General features: G+C 33.8%; 16 protein-coding genes. 1 reads left to right on the top strand and 15 read right to left on the bottom strand.

Going from position 1 to position 19,554, the window contains the following annotated elements; translation table 11 throughout:
* Nucleotides 1–41: 41 nt before the first annotated feature.
* From IQ05_RS00080 to IQ05_RS00040, 9 genes are all read right to left on the bottom strand, one after another.
* On the bottom strand, nucleotides 42–1,460 hold the full coding sequence (locus IQ05_RS00080; RefSeq protein ID WP_144888899.1) for an SDR family oxidoreductase: 1,419 nt from the start codon (nucleotides 1,458–1,460) through the stop codon (nucleotides 42–44).
* A 108-nt stretch (nucleotides 1,461–1,568) separates the two neighbouring features.
* Nucleotides 1,569–2,180, bottom strand: coding sequence for a GTP cyclohydrolase I FolE (gene folE, locus IQ05_RS00075; protein WP_244289503.1), 612 nt, complete (start codon nucleotides 2,178–2,180; stop codon nucleotides 1,569–1,571).
* A 40-nt stretch (nucleotides 2,181–2,220) separates the two neighbouring features.
* Nucleotides 2,221–2,904, bottom strand: a complete 684-nt coding sequence (locus tag IQ05_RS00070) for an SDR family NAD(P)-dependent oxidoreductase (RefSeq protein ID WP_144888898.1) — start codon at nucleotides 2,902–2,904, stop codon at nucleotides 2,221–2,223.
* A 49-nt stretch (nucleotides 2,905–2,953) separates the two neighbouring features.
* Entirely contained in the window at nucleotides 2,954–3,238 is a 285-nt protein-coding gene (locus IQ05_RS00065) for a TIGR03643 family protein (RefSeq protein WP_262711522.1), read from the bottom strand.
* Nucleotides 3,239–3,271: 33 nt separating this feature from the next.
* Nucleotides 3,272–4,759, bottom strand: a complete 1,488-nt coding sequence (locus IQ05_RS00060; protein WP_144888897.1) for a cryptochrome/deoxyribodipyrimidine photo-lyase family protein — start codon at nucleotides 4,757–4,759, stop codon at nucleotides 3,272–3,274.
* Between the two features lie 5 nt (nucleotides 4,760–4,764).
* Nucleotides 4,765–6,069 (bottom strand): DASH family cryptochrome, encoded by a 1,305-nt coding sequence (locus IQ05_RS00055; RefSeq protein ID WP_144888896.1) that lies wholly within the window; start codon nucleotides 6,067–6,069, stop codon nucleotides 4,765–4,767.
* Complete coding sequence (locus IQ05_RS00050) at nucleotides 6,045–6,179, bottom strand: DUF2256 domain-containing protein (RefSeq protein ID WP_144888895.1); 135 nt, start codon at nucleotides 6,177–6,179, stop codon at nucleotides 6,045–6,047. Before IQ05_RS00050 ends, IQ05_RS00055 begins: the two co-directional genes overlap by 25 nt.
* Entirely contained in the window at nucleotides 6,179–7,486 is a 1,308-nt protein-coding gene (locus IQ05_RS00045) for an ABC1 kinase family protein (RefSeq protein WP_144888894.1), read from the bottom strand. Before IQ05_RS00045 ends, IQ05_RS00050 begins: the two co-directional genes overlap by 1 nt.
* Complete coding sequence (locus IQ05_RS00040) at nucleotides 7,486–8,145, bottom strand: TetR family transcriptional regulator C-terminal domain-containing protein (RefSeq protein WP_144888893.1); 660 nt, start codon at nucleotides 8,143–8,145, stop codon at nucleotides 7,486–7,488. The genes IQ05_RS00045 and IQ05_RS00040 overlap by 1 nt, the downstream gene beginning before the upstream one ends.
* Nucleotides 8,146–8,264: 119 nt before the next feature.
* On the opposite strand from IQ05_RS00040, the gene IQ05_RS00035 reads away from it, so the two are divergent.
* The gene (locus IQ05_RS00035; RefSeq protein ID WP_144888892.1) at nucleotides 8,265–9,179 is read left to right on the top strand and encodes a TIGR01777 family oxidoreductase; all 915 of its coding nucleotides are present in this window, start codon (nucleotides 8,265–8,267) and stop codon (nucleotides 9,177–9,179) included.
* Between the two features lie 102 nt (nucleotides 9,180–9,281).
* On the opposite strand, the gene IQ05_RS00030 is transcribed toward IQ05_RS00035, so the two are convergent.
* The 6 genes from IQ05_RS00030 to IQ05_RS00005 form a co-directional block, all read right to left on the bottom strand.
* Nucleotides 9,282–9,836, bottom strand: coding sequence for an acyl-CoA thioesterase (locus IQ05_RS00030; protein ID WP_144888891.1), 555 nt, complete (start codon nucleotides 9,834–9,836; stop codon nucleotides 9,282–9,284).
* The gene (locus IQ05_RS00025) at nucleotides 9,837–10,202 is read right to left on the bottom strand and encodes a 6-phosphogluconate dehydrogenase (protein ID WP_144888890.1); all 366 of its coding nucleotides are present in this window, start codon (nucleotides 10,200–10,202) and stop codon (nucleotides 9,837–9,839) included.
* A gap of 5 nt (nucleotides 10,203–10,207) precedes the next feature.
* On the bottom strand, nucleotides 10,208–11,578 hold the full coding sequence (gene rmuC, locus IQ05_RS00020) for a DNA recombination protein RmuC (RefSeq protein ID WP_144888889.1): 1,371 nt from the start codon (nucleotides 11,576–11,578) through the stop codon (nucleotides 10,208–10,210).
* A 178-nt stretch (nucleotides 11,579–11,756) separates the two neighbouring features.
* Nucleotides 11,757–15,167 (bottom strand): T9SS-dependent choice-of-anchor J family protein, encoded by a 3,411-nt coding sequence (locus tag IQ05_RS00015; RefSeq protein WP_144888888.1) that lies wholly within the window; start codon nucleotides 15,165–15,167, stop codon nucleotides 11,757–11,759.
* A gap of 601 nt (nucleotides 15,168–15,768) precedes the next feature.
* Entirely contained in the window at nucleotides 15,769–16,602 is an 834-nt protein-coding gene (locus tag IQ05_RS00010) for an outer membrane beta-barrel protein (RefSeq protein ID WP_144888887.1), read from the bottom strand.
* Nucleotides 16,603–16,767: 165 nt separating this feature from the next.
* Nucleotides 16,768–19,554: MBG domain-containing protein (locus IQ05_RS00005; protein WP_144888886.1), on the bottom strand; the 2,787-nt coding region annotated here is incomplete at its 5' end.

The raw sequence follows: 19,554 nt of genomic DNA, 5'->3' as shown, positions 1-19,554 counted from the left end.
AAAGTTTTAAACGCGTATTGGGTTTTTAGTTTTAAACAGAATTAGTAAATTAATTTTTGAAGCATTCCTTTGAATATAAATCCGTGAAAAGGAACAACGCTGTACCAATACAATTTACCCCATATTCCATCAGGTCTAAATGTTGCCGATTGATATAAGGTATTTCCAATTATTTTAAACTCGAGCCAAGCTTCACCTGGAAGTTTCATTTCGGCAAATAAGATTAGTTTTCCCTCTTTTTTATTGGCATACAAAACCCTCCAAAAATCAAGAGCATCACCAGCATGTATGTCATGTCTGTTGGTTCGTCCACGTCTGGAACCTACACCACCATATAGTTTATCAATAAAACCTCGTAAATCCCAGAGCCAATCTCCATAATACCAACCTGTTTCGCCTCCTATGGACCAAATTCTACTTATGGTAAATTCTCGGTCAATGATTTCCATTTTTCTACGATCAATAAAGCAGTCTTTCTTGGGTACTTTTAAATAATTAGAAAGATTGGTGTTGAAACGTCCGCTAATCATAGAATCTTTCCAGCTGGAAGCTACTTTATCTTCGTCCACTTTTATCAAAGCTCGTTTTAATGCCTGTTGGTACGTCATAGGTTTTACTTGCACAATGTCATTAATTCTATTGTCATTGCATACCACTTCCACTTTCATACTGCTTACCAGTGCCGATGCCAATCTATAGGATGTTGAAGTTACAAAATACAACCAATAGGAGGAAAGCTTAGGGGTCATTACGGGTACTGTGAAAATCCATCTTTTTAAATTTTTTGCTGCAGCAAAACCTAAAAGCATCTCTTTATACGTTAAAATATCTGGTCCACCAATATCAAAACTTTGATCAAACGTTTTTGGATTCAATAAGGATCGCATTAAAATATCCAACACATCAGTGATGGCTATGGGTTGGCATCTTGTATTGAGCCATTTAGGGGTGATCATTACAGGTAGTTTATTGACTAAATCCCTGATTATGTCAAATGAGGCGCTACCAGATCCTACTATAATTCCAGCCCGTAGGGTAGTGGTAGCAAATGTTCCGGTGGTCAAAATATCTTCTACTTTTTTTCGGGAAGAAAGGTGTTTTGACAAGGCTTGGTCGTTTACAATACCACTTAAATAAATTACTTGTTGAACGCGAGTTTGGTTTAACTTGGAAACAAAGTTTTTAGCGGATAAACTTTCTAGTTCGTCATAGTTTGTAGCAGATCCTGACATGGAGTGTATCAAATAATACGCTACATCTATGGCATTCGGAATATTTTGAACCGATAGTTCGTCTAAAAAATCAACCTCAATTACCGTAATTTTACTTTGAAATTCAATAGGGCAATAAAACCTATTCTTATCTCGTACACAACATATGACTTCATGACCTTGTTCTACTAATAAGGGTAAAAGTCTTTTTCCTATGTATCCTGTGGCACCAGTTAAGAGAATTTTCATGGCTTTATAAATTAGGTTAACAAAAAAAGGAAACTACGCAATATTTAAATCTTGTAATTTCCTTTTGTGAATTTATGGTAGGATTATAATTTTTATCTAAAGATACAATTAACTTAGTTTATTAGATACCAAACTGATAAACTCTTTTCTGGTTTTGTCTTTTTCAAAAGCACCTGTAAATGAGGAAGTGGTTGTTACAGAATTTTGTTTTTGAATTCCACGCATTTGCATACACATATGTTGAGCTTCAATAACAACTGCCACTCCTAATGGATTTAAGGCCTCTTGAATACAGTTTTTAATTTGGTCTGTCAATCGTTCTTGTACTTGCATTCTTCGAGCAAATGCATCAACAACTCTAGGTATTTTACTCAAACCTACAATTTTACCGTTTGGAATATAAGCAACGTGTGCTTTTCCAAAAAACGGAAGCATGTGGTGCTCACACATAGAGTATACTTCAATATCTTTTACAACAATCATTTGCTGGTGATCTTCAGTAAACATAGCTGATTTTAGAATTTCTAAAGGATCTAAGCCATACCCATGTGTTAAATATTGCATTGCTTTTGCAACGCGTTCAGGTGTTTTTTCAAGTCCTTCACGAGTCACATCCTCACCTAAATTGTCGATTATTACTTTATAATTATCCGCCAATGCGTTTGTTATTTCGGTATCGTACTGTTCAATTTTTTCGTAACTTTTCATTTCTTTGATCATTCTATTCTGGGTTTCAATTTTTATTTTGGGTGAATTATTTTTAGATTTTAAAAGATACGATGCCGTAATCCATTTCGAATATCTGACCTGATATGGATTTTGCATTTTCAGAAATCAGGAAGTTAGCCATATTCGCAACTTCTTCAGGTTTTAAATACCCTTTCATCGGGTGGCGTTCTACCATATTTTCTTTCATTCGATCGTTTCTTAATATTCCCGCTGCTAAAGTCGTTTCGGTAATAGTAGGGGCAATGGCATTGATTCTAATCACAGATGCTAATTCAGCTCCCAATGATTTTACAAGTCCTTCAATTCCTGCTTTGGCGGTAGCAATACTTGCATGAAATGGCATTCCTAATTTTACAGCAACCGTACTGAATAAAACAATCGACGGATTAGTTCCTTTTCGTAAAGCGGGTAAGTATTTTTGAATAGCTTTTACTGCTCCTATTACGTTTATTTCAAAATCATTTCTAAAATCGTCAATACTTAAACTTCCTATTGGTTTTAGATTTATAGAACCAGGACAATAGATTAAAGTATCTACGTTTTCTATATCAGGTAAAGCATCTTGTAGAACATTTATTGAAAAGTGTTTTAAGTTAGGATGGGTTATTTCAGGCTTGTTTCTACTTATGTTGTACACGATATTGCTTTCTAATTGTTGTAATAGTATAGCACTACCAATACCTTTGCTTCCCCCAATGATTACTATATTTTTCATGTTTAATATCAATCAGTTATTAAAATTTATTTTTGTAGTTGTATGTAAATTATCGTTTTGAAATCTTATTGTTGTTGATTTGTCTTTGCATGGTGCATTTAAATCGTCCTTCTCTAAAATCTCTTAGTTTTTCATGCTTCGTTTTTCTTCCTTGCACTCTTTTACGCCACATTTTAAAACTTGATGGTTTCATTTCGGCGCGCATCAAATTGATTACTTCTTGTTCTTTGAGTCCAAATTGCAATAAAATAGCGTCAAACGTAGTTCGGTCTTCCCAAGCCATTTCTATAACGCGGTCTTTATCTAAATCAGTAAGTTCTTTTTTTATAGTCACGATACTAAGTTTTTATATTATTCTTTTTTTAATCTAAGCCTCACTATCCCCTATATCGGCCATAGTATGCAATTTTAAGATTCGGGAACTCTCTTCTTTTACGAGCGGATTTTTTTTCATTTTCCATAAAAAATCACTTGCAAATTTTCTAGTTCTCTCCATGTTTACAATTGGTTTTGGATAATCAACACCAACTTCAAAATCATTAAACTTTTGGTCAAGATATGTCATTTTATATGGCTCATGGATAAAGCTACGCGGAATGTTTTGCAACTCAGGAACCCATTTTCTTATAAACTCTCCTTCTGGATCATGTTCATAACTGTTTTTTATAGGGTTGTAAATGCGTAGCATGTTGATACCTGTTTCTCCTGCTTGCATTTGCAATTGCGGAAAATGAATTCCCGGCTCAAAGTCTAAAAACATTTGTGATAAATGATGCGTAGCTTCTTGCCAAGGTTGCCATAAATTATGTGTAAAAAAGGACACTAACATGGCGCGCATTCTAAAATTTAAATAGCCCGTTTCATTTAAACACCTCATACAAGCATCAATAAGCGGAAATCCAGTGTTACCCGTTTTCCACGCTTCTATATAGTTCAAATTCACCTTTTTTTGTAAAGAATGAAATCCTTTATTAACACTCTCAAACTCCATAATTTCTTCCATTTCAAATTTTTGAATAAAATGGGCTTGCCATGTTAGTCTAGAAACAAACGAATCAATTTGTTTGGGATCACTACAATTTAATCTAAAAGTAGCTGCTTTTTGCAATACTTCGCGAGTGGATAAATTTCCCCATGCAATATAAGGGGATAACCTACTACAGCTTTTTCTAGCCAATAACGGTTTAGAAATATGCGAGCCATAATTAAAATACCTTTCATTAAAAAATGTTTCTAGATATTTACGCCCCATTGTGGTACCTCCTTTTTGAAAAATGGTATCTGGTACGGTTTCTAGATTCTGTTTTTCTAATGTTTTTTCTATTTCGTTAATCTCTTCAGCTGAGATGTATTTATTCGGATCAAAATCAAAATGTAGTAACGGTGAATTCATATATTGCTCCCAGTCTTGTACCCAGTTGGAACGATTCTTTAAAGCTCTAAAAATACCATTATTGATATTTTCTTGCCATTGAATAAAGTTGTTTTTACAATATCTCTTGAACGTTTTATCTCGTTCATAGGTTATTTTAATTCCTGTTTCTTGGTGTGAATAGACAGTTATTATTTTATAATTTTCTTCAAGAAAATTGAATACTTGAATCACCTCTGATGAAACTGCTAATATTTTTGTGTTAGATTTTTCTAATTGCTTGTTTAAATCTACAATAGATTGTTTTATAAAATTCCAATGTCTTGTACTGTAATGCGTATCATTTTCTAATGATTTTTCAAACACATATAACAACAAAGTAGGTATTCCCGTTTTTGTTGCATTGAAAATAGCTTCGTTATCTTGCAAACGAAGGTCTCTTTTCAACCAGACTACATTGATATTTTTTTTATTGGTATTCATTTATATTAGAATAGTTTGTTTTGCAACCATAAATTTTGAAACTTGGATTGTCCGTCATAATTAGACGCTTGTAACTTAATGTTGAATTTGCGATCTCTAGGATCGTTTCCCACTCCAGAAACATACATCCAGTTTCCGTAGTTACTGTGTACGTCATAATCAAGTAGTAGCGATTCAAAATAGGCAGCGCCAATACGCCAATCCAAACATAGTTCCTTGGCAAAATAAGACCCAACATTCTGTCGGCCTCTATTACTCATCCAGCCCGTTTCTTTTAATTCAATCATATTTGCATTTACAAATGACTCTTCGGTATTACCATTTATCCATTTAGTAATTGCATATTTATTATTTTTCCATTCATAATCTCGGTTTAAAATCCCACCAAGTTTAAATATAGAATTCCCGTTTTTTAATGAAATGTATTTGAAATAATCCCTCCAAATCAACTCAAAAATTAACCAGTATGTAGATTCGTTTTTCTCTACCTCTTTTTCGTATTGTAAGATTTCCCAATAAATAGTTTTGGCCGAAATAGAACCATTAGCCAACCAAGGCGAAAATTTCGAACTAAAATCGGCGCCAATCAATCCATTGCGAGTGAGTTTATAAACGCTTAACTTTTCGCTATCCCAAAAATAACCTTGTAATCTAGACAAAGCTGCATCTTCACCACCATAAAACGGAAATGCAGTTCTTGAATCAAGTTCAAAATCTTCTAATCCCAAGTCTTGTAGAGTAGGAATCTTAGTGTCATTCGGTTCTATATTCTCTTTAGATTTACTTTTTGGCACAAATAAAGATTTAACTCGAGCTGATTTTTCGCATTTATTTCTAAATTGTGTAAAAACATTTGGTATCGATTCAATATCAAACGGAATGCTATCAGGATGAAACAAAAACTGGTTGTAAGAAGTTATAAATTCTACTGTAGCCTTTGTTTTTTCTTTAACATTTTGTTCAACTTGCTTTTCTTCACTTGTCCATTCTTCTTGAAAATAAACAGAATTAATTTCTTTTTTTTGAACTAAATCTGGAATTACATCCTCAGGTTTTTGTTGGTAAACTAATAATGAAATGTTTAGTTTTTCTAGATTTTTGCGTAAAGCAACCACAGATTCAATTAAAAATTTGGCTCTAAATTTTTCTGTTTTTTTAAATCCAAATTGCGTTTCTTCAAACTGTCTTGGGTCAAAAAAATATACAGCAACAACCGTCTCATTAGTATCAATTGCATTGTTAAGTGATTCATTATCCTGAACTCTTAAATCATTTCTAAACCAAACTAAACCTTTTTGTTTCTTCTGCATTTTTCACTACAATATTTTACGTCTTCCCAAACCTTTTCCCATTTTTTCCGCCAGTTGAAGGGCCTATTACAAACTAGACACATCTTTGATGGCAAATGCTCTTTTTTCACTACTTGTATTTTTCAAACTCATTGACAACTACTGTAGCCTTTAAGTCAAACATTAAATTGTACAACCCGAAAAATGTTCTGTTCATGTATATAAAATGTTTAGAACCTCTATTTCCATTCATCTTTCTTAGGTTAGTGTCTTTTGAAAAACGTTCCCCTAGTGCTGCAATATCTTCAAAAAAGCTTTCATTAGAAAAATCAAATGTTGATGCTTGAAATGGCTGTGTAAATAAGGATAACAGATCATGAAACATAGTTGTGAAATAAGCTATTTCCTCTTTGGTGTCATCTGTTCTTAAAATCTCAAGTTCAAATAATTTAGCATTAAATATCTTAGGGTCGTTGATTACTTTTTTATCAATAAGCTCAAAATATGGAATGTAAAATTCGGTAGGAATTTTTTTCATGCATCCAAAATCGAGTGCTACAAGATTATTGTTTTCATCTACCAAGAAGTTTCCTGGATGAGGATCTGCGTGTACTTTTTTCAGAATATGAATTTGGTACATGTAAAAATCCCATAATGCCTGACCTATTTTATTAGATGCCACTTGATCTATGTTTATTTTTGTAAACTCAGATAAGTGTTTTCCGGTCATCCAGTCCATGGTAATGATTTTCTCTGACGAAAACTCTGGATAGTAACTCGGAAAAACTAAATTTTCAATTTTTTGGCACGCTTCAACTACCTCTTGACTTTGTTTTAGTTCCAGTAAGTAATTAGTCTCTTCAATCAATTTATCTTCAACTTCCTTGAAATATTTGTCTGAATCTTTACCTTGTAGATTAAACATTCTGATCGCAATAGGTTTTACCATTGACAAATCAGATGATATGCTATTGGCCACACCAGGATACTGAATTTTTACCGCTAATTTTTTACCGTCTTTAACTGCAACGTGTACTTGTCCTATGCTAGCCGCATTTACAGAGTTAGCATTAAATTCATCAAATATTTCATACGGTGTTTTACCAAAATTAGTTTTGAATGTCTTTAAAACCAATGGAGCAGATAATGGAGGCACTGAAAACTGAGACAGTGAGAATTTTTCAACGTAAGCTTGTGGTAAAAAACTTTTATCCATGCTTAACATTTGGGCTACTTTAAGTGCACTTCCTTTTAAACTTTTAAGCCCATCATAAATATCCTCTGCATTATCTTCATTCAATTGATCACGAGTCATATCAGAGTTGACCATTTTGCCACCATAATATTTAAGGTAGTTTACGCCAACTTTTGCACCTGTTTGTACTAATTTAGTTGCCCGCTCAATTTTTGAAGTGGGTATATAGTCTATTGTTTTCATTACTTGTTGTATATTTTTTCTTTGAAAATAAATTTTCCAAAATCGATTAAACTGTCTATCGGAGCAATATTCATCAACTCAAAAGTTACTTTAACAGATTTTTCAATGTAGATATCTGTTTTTTCAAATGCGGGACTAGCATCATCAAGCCAGAACTTTAAGGTTAATAAAAGTTGTATCCAAGACGTTTCTTGAAAAGCTTTTTCTTGAAAGTTTTGTAAACGTTCCTGTTGTGTTCTAAAATCATCAGCGATAATCTCGGTAAGGAAATTTTTAAAGCTGTTTCTCAATCCAGATAGTTGCATCACTTTCTTGAGCTGATTGTTGTGTTCTTTTAAAACTAAAACTACATAACTTCTATTGGCAGTAAGAATCTCAAAAAAAGTAAAATAAAAACTTAGCATTTTACTCTTCATGTCATACATCTCATATTCTTTGTTTTTATGCAGTAGTTCTACTGTTTTTTCTATAAACATTTTGAAAATTTCCTTTTCGATGCTCTCAATAGTTCCAAAGTAGGCATAAAAATCAGTCTCAGTAAAATCATTTGATTTGCTAAAACTGTATACGGACTTAGGTTTTTCACTGTGTTCTAGTACATAATCCATATACAATGAAACTATTTTATCTTTTGTAATTGCTGTTTTCTTGGTAGCCATTTTAGTGTTTATTTCAAATTAAGGTATAAAGGTAGTGAATGTTTAACTATATATTAATAAAGTTAAACAAAATTTATTATAATTTTATATCTTTAAAAAATCATTAGCTTTACACTATTATGAAAAAGAACGTATTAATAAGTGGCGGAACAGGATTTATAGGAAAGCAATTGACGACTTTGCTTTTATCAAAAGGCTTTACAGTATCCATTTTGACAAGGACTTTGAGACCTAACCTTGAAAAGGTTTTTTATTATAAGTGGGACGTTGAAAATCAAACCATTGATGAACAAGCAGTTTTGCGAGCAGATTTTATTGTACACCTTGCTGGAGAGAACATCGCTGAGAAAAGATGGACTGCAAAACGTAAAGCTGCTATAATTGAAAGTAGGGAACAATCTACTTTATTATTATACACTACGATCAAGAAACACAATAAAAAGCTTGACGCATTTATATCTGCCTCTGCAGTTGGTATTTACGGTGCTATTAATGGCGAGGAGATTTGTGAAGAAACAATGCTTCCAGAAAATGATTTTTTAGGGTACACTTGTCAAAAATGGGAGGACGCAATTGATTTTATAGAGAATAGAAATATTAGAACTGTTAAGTTAAGAACAGGCTTAGTATTGGGTAAAAAGGATGGTGTATTGAATAAGTTATCCACAGTTTTTAAACTTCGGTTAGGATCTGCACTTGGTACTGGAAAACAGTACATGCCTTGGATTCATGTAGATGATTTATGTGAGATGTATTTTCATGCCATGCAAAATGAAACCATGAACGGAGCCTACAATGCTGCCATACAAGACAATACTACTAATACTATTTTCTCGAAAACCCTTGCCTGTGTATACGGTTACGCTATTTGGTTGCCCAATGTTCCTGTATTTGTTTTAGAGTTTATGATGGGAGAAATGTCAAAAATTGTACTTACCGGTAGGAGAGTTTCGTCTGAGAAAATAGAGCAAACAGGTTTTCAATTTCAGTTTAAAAATCTAGAAGGTGCTTTGAGGAATTGTTTAACGAAATAACACATTCAGTTAACATTTTTTTTGTTTTAAAAATTCACTCCTTAATTTGATATAGTTTCATTCTAGAAATTCTGAAATATCTTTATTTTTTCAAAACCTTTATTAGTGAAATTCTATATCGAGCTTTACATTGTGGCCATCAAGGCTAGCAATGGCTGCAGGTGAATTATGGTCAAAAATTTCTTCGTGTAAGTCTTTTTCTTTCTTTAAAGCAATTTGCTTAACGCAGTTAAAATAGCGTCTCAAATCACTCTGGTTAGACAATATAAGTCCAGGTACGGTAACGCTTTCACCGTCGCTGTTTTTTGCCACCATGGTAAAGTAGGAGGAATTACAGTGTTTTATTTTTCCCGTTTGAATGTTTTCGGCTTCTACCCTGATGCCCACAATCATAGAACTTTTACCCACATAATTCACACTAGCTTTCATGGTCACTAGTTCACCAACTTCAATGGGTTTCAAGAAATTTACGGTATCAACCGAGGCGGTTACACAATAATTTCCTGAAAATTTTGAGGCACAAGCAAAAGCAATTTGATCTAAAAGCGACAATATATAACCACCATGTATTTTACCACTAAAATTGGTATGCGAAGGCAACATGAGTTCAGAAATAGTAATGTTTGACGAAGCAACAGTTTTAAATGTCTGATTCATTTATTTTATTTTAAATGGCGAGTTGACTTTTTTAACATCAGTAATGAAATAGCGTGTATCGCCCCACCATGGAAAAGTACGGTATCGTTCTACGTAATTTACTTGAACATATTGACCTTCTAACGACTGTAAATCTGAGATTACTTTTTCCTCGCTATCTAATACTGAAAAGGTGAAAATTTGTGCTCCTGAAATACCTTGGCTGATTTCTCCTTCCCAAGTTTTAAAAGCGACTCCTTTATTACTGACTTTAATTAATTCGCCAGAACGAACTCCTTCACTATAGGTAGCATTGTATAAAAAAGTGAAATATCCAACAATAAATAATATAATCATTGCTGCTGTAATCATTAAAAATTTTCTCATTTTATTTAGTTTAGTAATTGATTATCGTCTTTTTCGGCTCTATTTAATATGCTTTCTGGAAGTGCTTTTTTAGCTTTGGCTCCCATTTTTTTCAATTTTTCGACGCTGACAATTAAGTTCCCTTTTCCATCAACTAGCTTGTTCATAGCACCTGAATATTCAGTTTTACTTTCGTCTATTTTTTTACCAATTTTGATTAAATCAGCAACAAATCCTTCAAATTTATCATAAAGTGCACCAGCTTGTCTCGCAATTTCTAGTGCATTTTCCTGTTGTTTTTGGTTGGTCCACATACTATCAATAGTTCGTAAGGTAGCTAATAAAGTGGCTGGAGTTACAATGACTATGTTTTTTTCGAATGCTTTGTTGTACAGCGTAGTATCTTCATTAAGTGCCATAGCAAAGGCTGGCTCTATCGGAATAAAAAGCAGAACAAAATCAGGACTTTCCATTTGGTATAAGTCATGATAATTTTTATTGCCTAATTGCTCCACATGACGTTTAATTGAATTGACATGCTCGCGTAAAAATCCAGCTTTTGCAGCATCATCCTCTTCATTAATGTACTTTTCGTAAGCCGTAAGGGAAACTTTAGAGTCGACAATCATTTTTTTACCATCCGGCAAATTAATAACAACGTCAGGAAAAACGCGGTTTCCATCTTCGGTAGTAAAGGCTTGTTGTACTTCATACTCACGACCTTTTTCTAAGCCTGACTTTTCTAGAACGCGTTCTAAAACTAATTCGCCCCAATTTCCTTGCATTTTGCTATCGCCTTTTAATGCTTTGGTAAGGTTGATGGTTTCTTTGCTCATTTGAATATTCATTTCGCGCAAGCCCAGTATTTGTTGGCGTAAAGCTGCATGATAATCAATGCTTTCTTTATGTGTATCTTCTACTTTCTTTTCGAATAACTGAATTTTATCTTGTAGTGGAGACAAGATGTTTTTCATATTTTCTTTGTTTTGCTCCGTAAATTTATTCGATTTTTCGTCTAATATTTTATTGGCAAGGTTCTCAAATTCCTTGGTGAATTTTTCTTGTAGTTTTTCTACTTCGTCCTTTTGTTCTTTATTTCGTTCCCAAAGATTTTCGAAATCTACTTCTTTTTTTGAAAGTTGAATCGCTAAACTGTCTTTTTCATTCCGAATTGCTTCTTTCGCAATTGTGGCGCTCTCCAGTTGTTTTTCAAAAGTTGCTTTGTCTACTTGAACTTGTTCCTTAAGTTGATTGAATTGGCTGGTGTAAGCAATTAGTTTTTCTTCTAATCCAATTTTTTCAGACTGAAATCGAGCAGAAAAAATGAGTTTTCCCAGAAAAATTCCGAGACCTAATGCAACCAAAAAAATAAATAAAAAAGGAAGTAAAGTTGACATAAAATTTCTTTTGTAAGACTGTAAAATTAAGAAAAACTTTCTAGCTATTTAGATACTAAATCAAATAACTGTTTCAAAATAATTCGCAAGTATATTAACTTGTTTTTAGTTTTATCGTAACAAAAAAGCCAGATTTCAAATACATGAAATCTGGCTTTTTTTATGGATCTACTTTAAATTATTTTTTTATGATTTTATCAGTTTGAATAATTTTATTTCCAACGGAAAGCGAGTAGATGTATATGCCTGTAGGTAGTTGAGATACATCAATAGAGGAATTATCTCTGTTTGATTTTGGACTCAAATCTATTGGCATTCCAATGGCTCTTCCTAAAACATTATAAAATTGAAGTTTCACGTTTTCATTTTCAAATGAATTCATTGAAACGTTTAATATATCGGATACTGGGTTTGGATACATTTTCACGATTGTTTTATTCGTTGGTAAAACATCATTTACACTCAACACAGGATCAGCTTTTAATTCAAAACGAGCAATTACAGGACCGTGATCTGAGGTTGTAGTAACATAATTTGGAACATCATTTCTAGGATCATATACTACTGTAGAATTTGTAACATACTCATCAGTAAGTTCATTAGATACTAAAATATGATCTAAAAATCCTCCAGATGACAAATAACTAAATGCACCAGCTTTACTAATATCTAAGGTCAGTGTATTATATCTTGCTGTGTCTTCTACTAATTTTTGATAAGAAGACGGATTTCCTGCAATTACAGATTGGTCAACATCATCATTGTAATCGCCAAGAAGAATAATATTTGCATTAGGATAATTTACATCAAGACTGTCTTTTAACAATTCAACATCATACTTACGCATGTTGTATCTAGCAATATCACTACCGCTATTTGCACGAGCGTGAAGATTAATAATGGTAAGGTCTTTTTTAATTCCGTTAATGTTTGTCTCTATTTCAACCATATACGGCAAACGACCAGACGAATAAAAGCTATCACCTGTACTTGGGTAGTTAGGTAACGTTTTAGTTCCTGCACGTACTTCATCATAAAGTTTACTAAACATGACACGAGATTTCTTTACGGTTGTAGTTTGTGTATTATATAGTACTACCAGTTTTTGTGGAGGAAAGTTAGGATCTGGTGCTTGAAAGGAGCGAGACCATACAGGAGAAACTACTTTTGCAAAAGTTTTACCATTCACGCTTATTTTTTGGATCAAAGTTTCTAATGCGGCATCATCTGATACTTCTTGAACTGCATACACATCAGCGTTCATTGTATTAATTACTTTTGCAACATTATCTATTTGAAGTACATCATTTGTTGGACCGAATTCACTTCCGCTGGTATCTTTAACATCAGTACCAAAAAATTCTAAATTATAGGTTACAATGTCAAAAGTTTCAGTTTTTGGTAATGAAGACCCTTTAAAAGAACCAATTTCTTGATTTAGTCCAGTTCCTGTAATTTTTAATGGGCCAGAGATACTCAATTCCTTTGAAATTGGTACGAAACGCGCATATACTAATTTACCTATCACAGCATCGGCAGCAGTTACAACTAGGCTAGTTGTAAAAACAATATTGTCTGTTGATAATTCATAGTTTGCTGGAGCATTAATAGTTATGTTTCCAAAGCCACCAGCCATGAATATAAACGATTGACTAGCAGAAGTGGTATTAGGATTAATTTCTCCAAAGTTTAAATTAGGATTTGAGGCAATAAAAGTAGCTTCATTTGATATAATCACATCATCAATAGTCCACTCGGCACTATCAGTTCCTCCAGATGTAGCTGATTCATATACCCAAGCCACATACGTACTATTTGTTTTATAGGCTTCAAGGTTAATAAACTGTGATTGTTTGAACGTTCCTGTAGTTGTTGGAAAATCTCCTTCAATGGCGGTCCAAGTTGCAGTATCGGGATTGCTTTTTCCATCATAGTTAGTTGAAACCATTAATTTAAGAGACGTTCCTGAGAAAAATTTTCGAGCGTAAAAAGATAATAATGGAAATTTATCAAAAGCATTTAAACGCAATACGGGAGAAATCAACCAGTCTTTGCTAGCTCCGTTTTCTGCATATCCATTCATTTGAACGGCTGCAGGAGAACTATTAAAGCGTGTATTCGTACTAGTCCATTTTAAGTTATTTCCAGCAACACTGTATTCTGTCCAGCCACTATTAGTAAGTACATTTGGATCATTAAAATCTTGGAAATATGGATTTATTCCTTTACCTGTAAGAGTAACAGTTTTATTAGATCCACCAGTTGTTTGGTGGGTAATAGTTCCTGTTACCGTTCCTATAGCTGTTGGTGTGAATTTCACAAAGACTTTTGCTAAAGCTGCATTAGTAAATTCATTAGCACCATAATTTAAACTGTTTGCATAAGTACCAGTTTCTGTTTTAGATATAACGTAATTACCCGTTGCCGTTACTGTGATATCATTGCTTAAATTTTCAGCTTGAATGTCATACTGTAGTGGAGCGCTGGTTGTATTTTGTTCAACGAAACCAAAGTTTAAATTTGATACTGTTGGCTTGATAGAAGGTACAGCCACTGATGATGTAGTAACAGGCAATAAAGTACTTGACGCTTGCGTATTACCAGATCCGTCTTCTGAAATGGTATATAAATTATAAGATGTACCTATAGACAAACCAGTTATACTTTGTATATACTCAACCTCTGGGTCAGTAATAGTTAGTAATCCAGCTTTAAAAGCAATGGTATTGGTAGCATCTGTTCCTGCCTTTATTTGCGCGATACTAGGTGCAGCACTACCAACAGGTAGCACAACATAAAAAGTTTTTCCAGGTTCATTGATTTTAGTTACAAAATCAAAACCTGTTGAGAGGATATCACTTATTTTTGGGAATCCAGTTGCGTATACTGGTGCAATTACATCATTTATCACCCTAATATTGTCTATTGCAAATGAAGGTCTTGAACCAGTGCCCGATGCTTGTCTTGATATCCATCTTATTTGTACTACGTCTTTATCTTCGCAATCTACTGGAAGTTGTACTCTTATTTTTTGTAGATTTTGTTCTGTAGTTCCTGAGGTTTGTGGAGTAGTGGTACTAGAATACAATGTTGATGAAAGGGTAACAAAAGCATCTGTAGTGCCTACTCTGTATTGCATTACAAGGTCATTTATGCGGGTATTGTTGGTTCCATTATAAGGATTACGAATGACCATGGCATCATACTCTACAAAAATCCCTGTTTTTCCAGTTGTTTTTAAAGCTAGAGCTATTGTTAAATCTAGTGATCCTGAGTTCAAAAAACCAATTTTACCATTGTAGTTATGTACGTTACCAGAAGTTGTTCCTGCCGTACTACTTGCTGTTAAAGGAGTATCTCCTACCAACGTTCCCGTCGTAACGAAACTGCTTGTCGGTAAAATACTTGCTTTCCACCCCTGAAATCCTGCTGAATAGGTAGTTGATGTGGCATCAAGTGTAGAGAAGTTTTGAGTAAAAGGTAAGTCTTGAGGTGTAGGTTGGGTTACTTGTGCTTCAAGATTTGGCGTGAAGCCCATAAAAAAAATAAATAAAACCATAATATGGTTCCATGTGTAATTGTGTTTCATAGGGTTACAATTGTAATTATCTTGCAAATTTACAATTCCCAAAGTTAAGCCAATATTATATGTTACAGGTTTTTAATTAAATTTTGAAGGATTTAGAAAGTTATTAAAAGTATCAGATCTTTTTCAATTAGTAAGGTTTCCGCCTAACAAAAAAAGCTATTCAAGATTTTCTTAAACAACATAAATTGGAAATAGAGATTTTTTTTAAAATTATAATTCGGTGTGTTTTGCTTTAAGAATACTAATTTGTTTTATAAAATAAATGGTAGTACTAAAGTTTTGCAAGTCAATTATATTGTTGACACCAGCTTCTGTTTAAAAAGTTTTTAGTACTTGATCAGAAAGATTGATTTCTAGAAATTCTGCATTTATGCCAGATTATACGTTATAAATTTATTAACTTTGATTTGGGTAAATAACCACAACAAGAGTTGATTCAAAATCAATAGTACTATGAAATCTCTCAGTAATATGGGCCAAAGTGATGGTAATACCGTCTGCAAATTTTAATTACAGTTTAACCACTTTGAAAAGATGTTTTCTGCAAAAAAAAAGGCCTTGATTTTGAGTCAAGACCTTTTCATTATTTTAAAAAATGAGATTATTTAAAATTCCATCCTAGCGTTACACCAAAAGCTACCGGTTTAATTTCAGCATCTTTATCAGTACTGTACAAGCCATTAGCTTTCCTTTCAGCTGTAGATGTTGGGCTGTAACCAATATAAGATTCATTTTTGTTTTGGTTTAAGATTGTACCATATCCATTTTCCAAAAACATGGCTGCATACAAAGAACTCTTTTTTCCCATATCAAATGTAAATCCTAACTCAAAAGAACTCATTACAATTCCTTTAGTTTTGTATTCTCCTGATGCGGAATAATTATTTTGTTGACCAAAACCAAATTCTGGTAAATCAAAAATAGTCAGGTTTACATCTGGATAATAAGCAGTACCATTTGCATAATCGGCAGTTGCATTAATTTCATAGTTTACAGGTAAAAAATATTTAGCACCAGCTCTAAAATTAAAGTCAACACCAGTATTTATGTTTTTTTTATATTGCACAAAAAGAGGAATTTGCACAGCCTGTAATGTTTGTTTTTCTCTATAATTGTTTGTAGTCATGTTATATACAAATGCCGAAGTTGAAGCATCAACTTCAAAATTTGAAAGTGTTGCAGTAGGCCGAGAAAAAGATACTTCTTGCTTGTATTGCGAGAACTCTAACCCTGTACCAATTCCAAAATGACTATTTAAAGAGTAGATATAGCCTGCTTTTATAGCTCCTCCAAGGCGATTACCTGTTTGTATACCAGCAATATCACTCTGAATATTTCCTATTCCCGACTGTATTCCTACATAAAACTGTGCAGCTATACCTTGTGAAATTAAGAAAGCTATAGTTCCTATTATGTTTTTAATATTGAATTTCATAGATATAAAATTTATTTTTTAGCATTCCTATGCGTCATCGCCTTTTATTTGTTGGTTATTGCTCACGAAAACTATTTGGTAATGGCGATTTCATACTTGTTTTTTAAATTAGAATAATCCATCCCCATTCATTAAAAATGAGGATGTCATATTCTTTAAATTATTTTATTTTCTTACTAAAAGATTTTTAGTAAAATAGGTACCATTTGCTAAGGTAATTTTTACAATGTATATTCCCTCAACACTCGGAGCTATCATGTCAATATTGTTTTGACTTGTATTTACAGTTGTTAACAAGTTTCCTGTTAAGTTAAAAACTTCAACACGTGCATTTTGTATTCTGCTTGCACTAATATTAGTCATTAATTGGAAACTCGTATTGCTTTTAACAGGGTTTGGAACAATTCTCATGTACTCTTCTTCTCTTGTTGGAGAGAGGGTCAATGGACAGCTTGTAATTAATGTTCCGTCCAGTTTTGTTGCTACTGCGTAATAAGTTCCATTCAAAGCACCATTTTCTTTAAAATACTGTGAAGTTTGTCCTGGAACTAAAACTCCATTTTTATACCAGCTGTACGATTTGAAATTCTTCGAACTGTTGTCAAAGAATATAATATTTTCAAATTGTTTTCTAATCAGGTTGGGCTGACTTGATACTACTGGTAAAATAACTGTCGGAGCTGCGTTGTAATTCATGTTTCCAGGTTGCGATGCTGTTACATTTGTAGATCCGTAATTTTGGAAAAATAATGAATTATTTGAAACAGAAGCAATGTTCGCATTTGCAGAAGTATAATTTACTGCTAAACCACTATTTGAAACAGCAGTTAAAACAATACTAGTTTCTCCATTACAACCAAATCCTAAAGTCTGATTCCAAGTTATCAACTGATCTGCTTTCGTAATCGTGAAATTAGAGCCGTTATAAGTAATGGTATAATTAGTACCGGCGCTTAAGGTACCTTGTGTAATGGTGTACGTTCCCACATTCTCTCCAGCAGTTCTTGTTAACGCTCCAGTGAAAGAGTCGCCACTAACTAAATTTGGTGAAACAGTGTAAGAGTAAACCGGATTCGTTGTACCAAATACTTTGGTTTGTGAAGCATTTGCAGTTACTGTGATCGGTTTTGCCGTAATAGTAAAATCTCTGCTTACATAAGTAATGTTATAATTAGCCCCTGCACTTAAATTACCTTGTGTGATAGCATAGTTTCCAATATTTTCTCCAGCTGTTCTTGTTAAAGTTCCCGTGAAAGAATCTCCACTAACTAGACTTGGTGAGAAAGTATAAGAGTAAACTGGATTCGTAGTGCCATATACTTTGGTTTGTGAAGCATTTGCAGTTACTGTGATCGGTTTTGCCGTAATTGTAAAATCTCTACTTACATAAGTAATATTATAATTAGATCCTGCACTTAAGCTACCTTGTGTGATAGCGTAGTTTCCAATATTTTCACCAGCAGTTCTTGATAAAGTTCCTGTTAAGGCATCACTACCTACTAGACTTGGTGAAAGTGTATACGCAAAAGAAGGATCTGCTATTCCATAAACTTTAGTTTGTAAGGTAGTTGCCGTCACTGTAATTGGTTTTGCAGTAATAGTAAAGTTAGCACCTGCATAACTAATCATATAATTAGATCCCGCACTCAAACTTCCTTGGTTAATGCCATAAGTTCCTGTATTTTCTCCAGCAACTCTTGTTAAAGCTCCTGTAAAAGAATCACTACTAACTAAACTTGGTGAAACGGTATAAGCAATAACTGGATCTATTTCCCCATAAACTTTTGTTTGTGATGTAGTTGCTGTCACTGTAATTGGTTTAGCTGTGATGGCAAGGTTAGTACCGACATAGGTAATTAAATATTTAGACCCAGCTGAAAGCGAACCTTGATTAATTGCATAATTACCAATATTTTCACCATTAACTCTTGTTAAAGATCCTGTAAAAGAATCTCCAGAAAGTAAACTTGGTGATACTGTATAAGTTAAAACAGGATCACTTTCCCCATATACTTTAGTTTGCGAAGGTGAAGCAGTTACAGTAACTGGTATTTGGTTTAAATTCAGTACATAATTAAATGTAGCAGTACAATTATTAGCATCAGTAGCAGTAACGGTAAAATTACTATCAGCAATTTGAGTTGAAGTACCTGTTATCTGTCCAGCTGTTGATAGTGAAAAACCAGAAGGCAAACTTCCTGTTGTAACTGCATATGTTTTAGCCCCTGTTCCTCCTGAAGCTACAATACTTTGACTATATCCAGTATTATAATCATAACCAGACAAAACTGTTGTTGTGAAATCAATTGTTGTTGGCTGTGTAATGGTAAAACCTTGAGTCGTTAAACAACCATTAGCATCTGTAATATTAACAGTATAAGTTCCTGCACTTAATCCAGTTGCTGTAGCAGCCGTTCCGCCAGATGGCGACCATGCATACGAGTAACCACTTGTTCCTCCAGACACACTTACGGTAGCAGATGCGTCAGCATCTCCATTGCAAGAAACGTTCGTTTGTGCAGCAGCGGTTGCGATAAGAACAGTTGGCTGTGTAATTGTAAAGCTTCGAGTAGCTGTACATGCGTTAGCATCGGTTACTGTTACAGTATAAGTTCCAGCTGTAAGTCCAGTCGCAGTCGCAGCCGTTCCGCCAGATGGCGACCATGAGTACGTATATCCACCAGCACCACCAGAAGGAGTCACCGAAGCAGAACCGTTAGATTCACCATTACAAGATACGTTTGTTTGCATAGCTGTTGCCATACTGATAACCGTTGGTTGTGTAATTGTAAAGTTTCTAGTAGCAGTACATGCGTTAGCATCGGTTACTGTTACAGTATATGTTCCTGCACTTAATCCAGTAGCTGTCGCAACCGTTCCACCCGAAGGCGACCAAGAATAAGTATATCCACCAGCACCACCAGAAGGAGTCACCGAAGCAGAACCATTAGA

The sequence above is a fragment of the Flavobacterium tiangeerense genome (assembly GCF_007830355.1).
GTDB classification, from domain to species: Bacteria; Bacteroidota; Bacteroidia; order Flavobacteriales; family Flavobacteriaceae; genus Flavobacterium; species Flavobacterium tiangeerense.
The sequence above is the reverse complement of the archived record's forward strand: the minus strand, read 5'-3'. Positions and strand labels throughout refer to the sequence as shown.

What these genes read in the sequence shown, in the direction of transcription:
- IQ05_RS00010 (WP_144888887.1), bottom strand. Translation starts at nt 16,602, where the DNA reads ATGAAATTCAATATTAAAAACATAATAGGAACTATAGCTTTCTTAATT.
- IQ05_RS00045 (WP_144888894.1), bottom strand. Translation starts at nt 7,486, where the DNA reads ATGAAAACAATAGACTATATACCCACTTCAAAAATTGAGCGGGCAACT.
- IQ05_RS00040 (WP_144888893.1), bottom strand. Translation starts at nt 8,145, where the DNA reads ATGGCTACCAAGAAAACAGCAATTACAAAAGATAAAATAGTTTCATTG.
- IQ05_RS00015 (WP_144888888.1), bottom strand. Translation starts at nt 15,167, where the DNA reads ATGAAACACAATTACACATGGAACCATATTATGGTTTTATTTATTTTT.
- IQ05_RS00030 (WP_144888891.1), bottom strand. Translation starts at nt 9,836, where the DNA reads ATGAATCAGACATTTAAAACTGTTGCTTCGTCAAACATTACTATTTCT.
- IQ05_RS00025 (WP_144888890.1), bottom strand. Translation starts at nt 10,202, where the DNA reads ATGAGAAAATTTTTAATGATTACAGCAGCAATGATTATATTATTTATT.
- IQ05_RS00055 (WP_144888896.1), bottom strand. Translation starts at nt 6,069, where the DNA reads ATGCAGAAGAAACAAAAAGGTTTAGTTTGGTTTAGAAATGATTTAAGA.
- IQ05_RS00035 (WP_144888892.1), top strand. Translation starts at nt 8,265, where the DNA reads ATGAAAAAGAACGTATTAATAAGTGGCGGAACAGGATTTATAGGAAAG.
- IQ05_RS00080 (WP_144888899.1), bottom strand. Translation starts at nt 1,460, where the DNA reads ATGAAAATTCTCTTAACTGGTGCCACAGGATACATAGGAAAAAGACTT.
- rmuC (WP_144888889.1), bottom strand. Translation starts at nt 11,578, where the DNA reads ATGTCAACTTTACTTCCTTTTTTATTTATTTTTTTGGTTGCATTAGGT.
- IQ05_RS00070 (WP_144888898.1), bottom strand. Translation starts at nt 2,904, where the DNA reads ATGAAAAATATAGTAATCATTGGGGGAAGCAAAGGTATTGGTAGTGCT.
- IQ05_RS00060 (WP_144888897.1), bottom strand. Translation starts at nt 4,759, where the DNA reads ATGAATACCAATAAAAAAAATATCAATGTAGTCTGGTTGAAAAGAGAC.
- folE (WP_244289503.1), bottom strand. Translation starts at nt 2,180, where the DNA reads ATGATCAAAGAAATGAAAAGTTACGAAAAAATTGAACAGTACGATACC.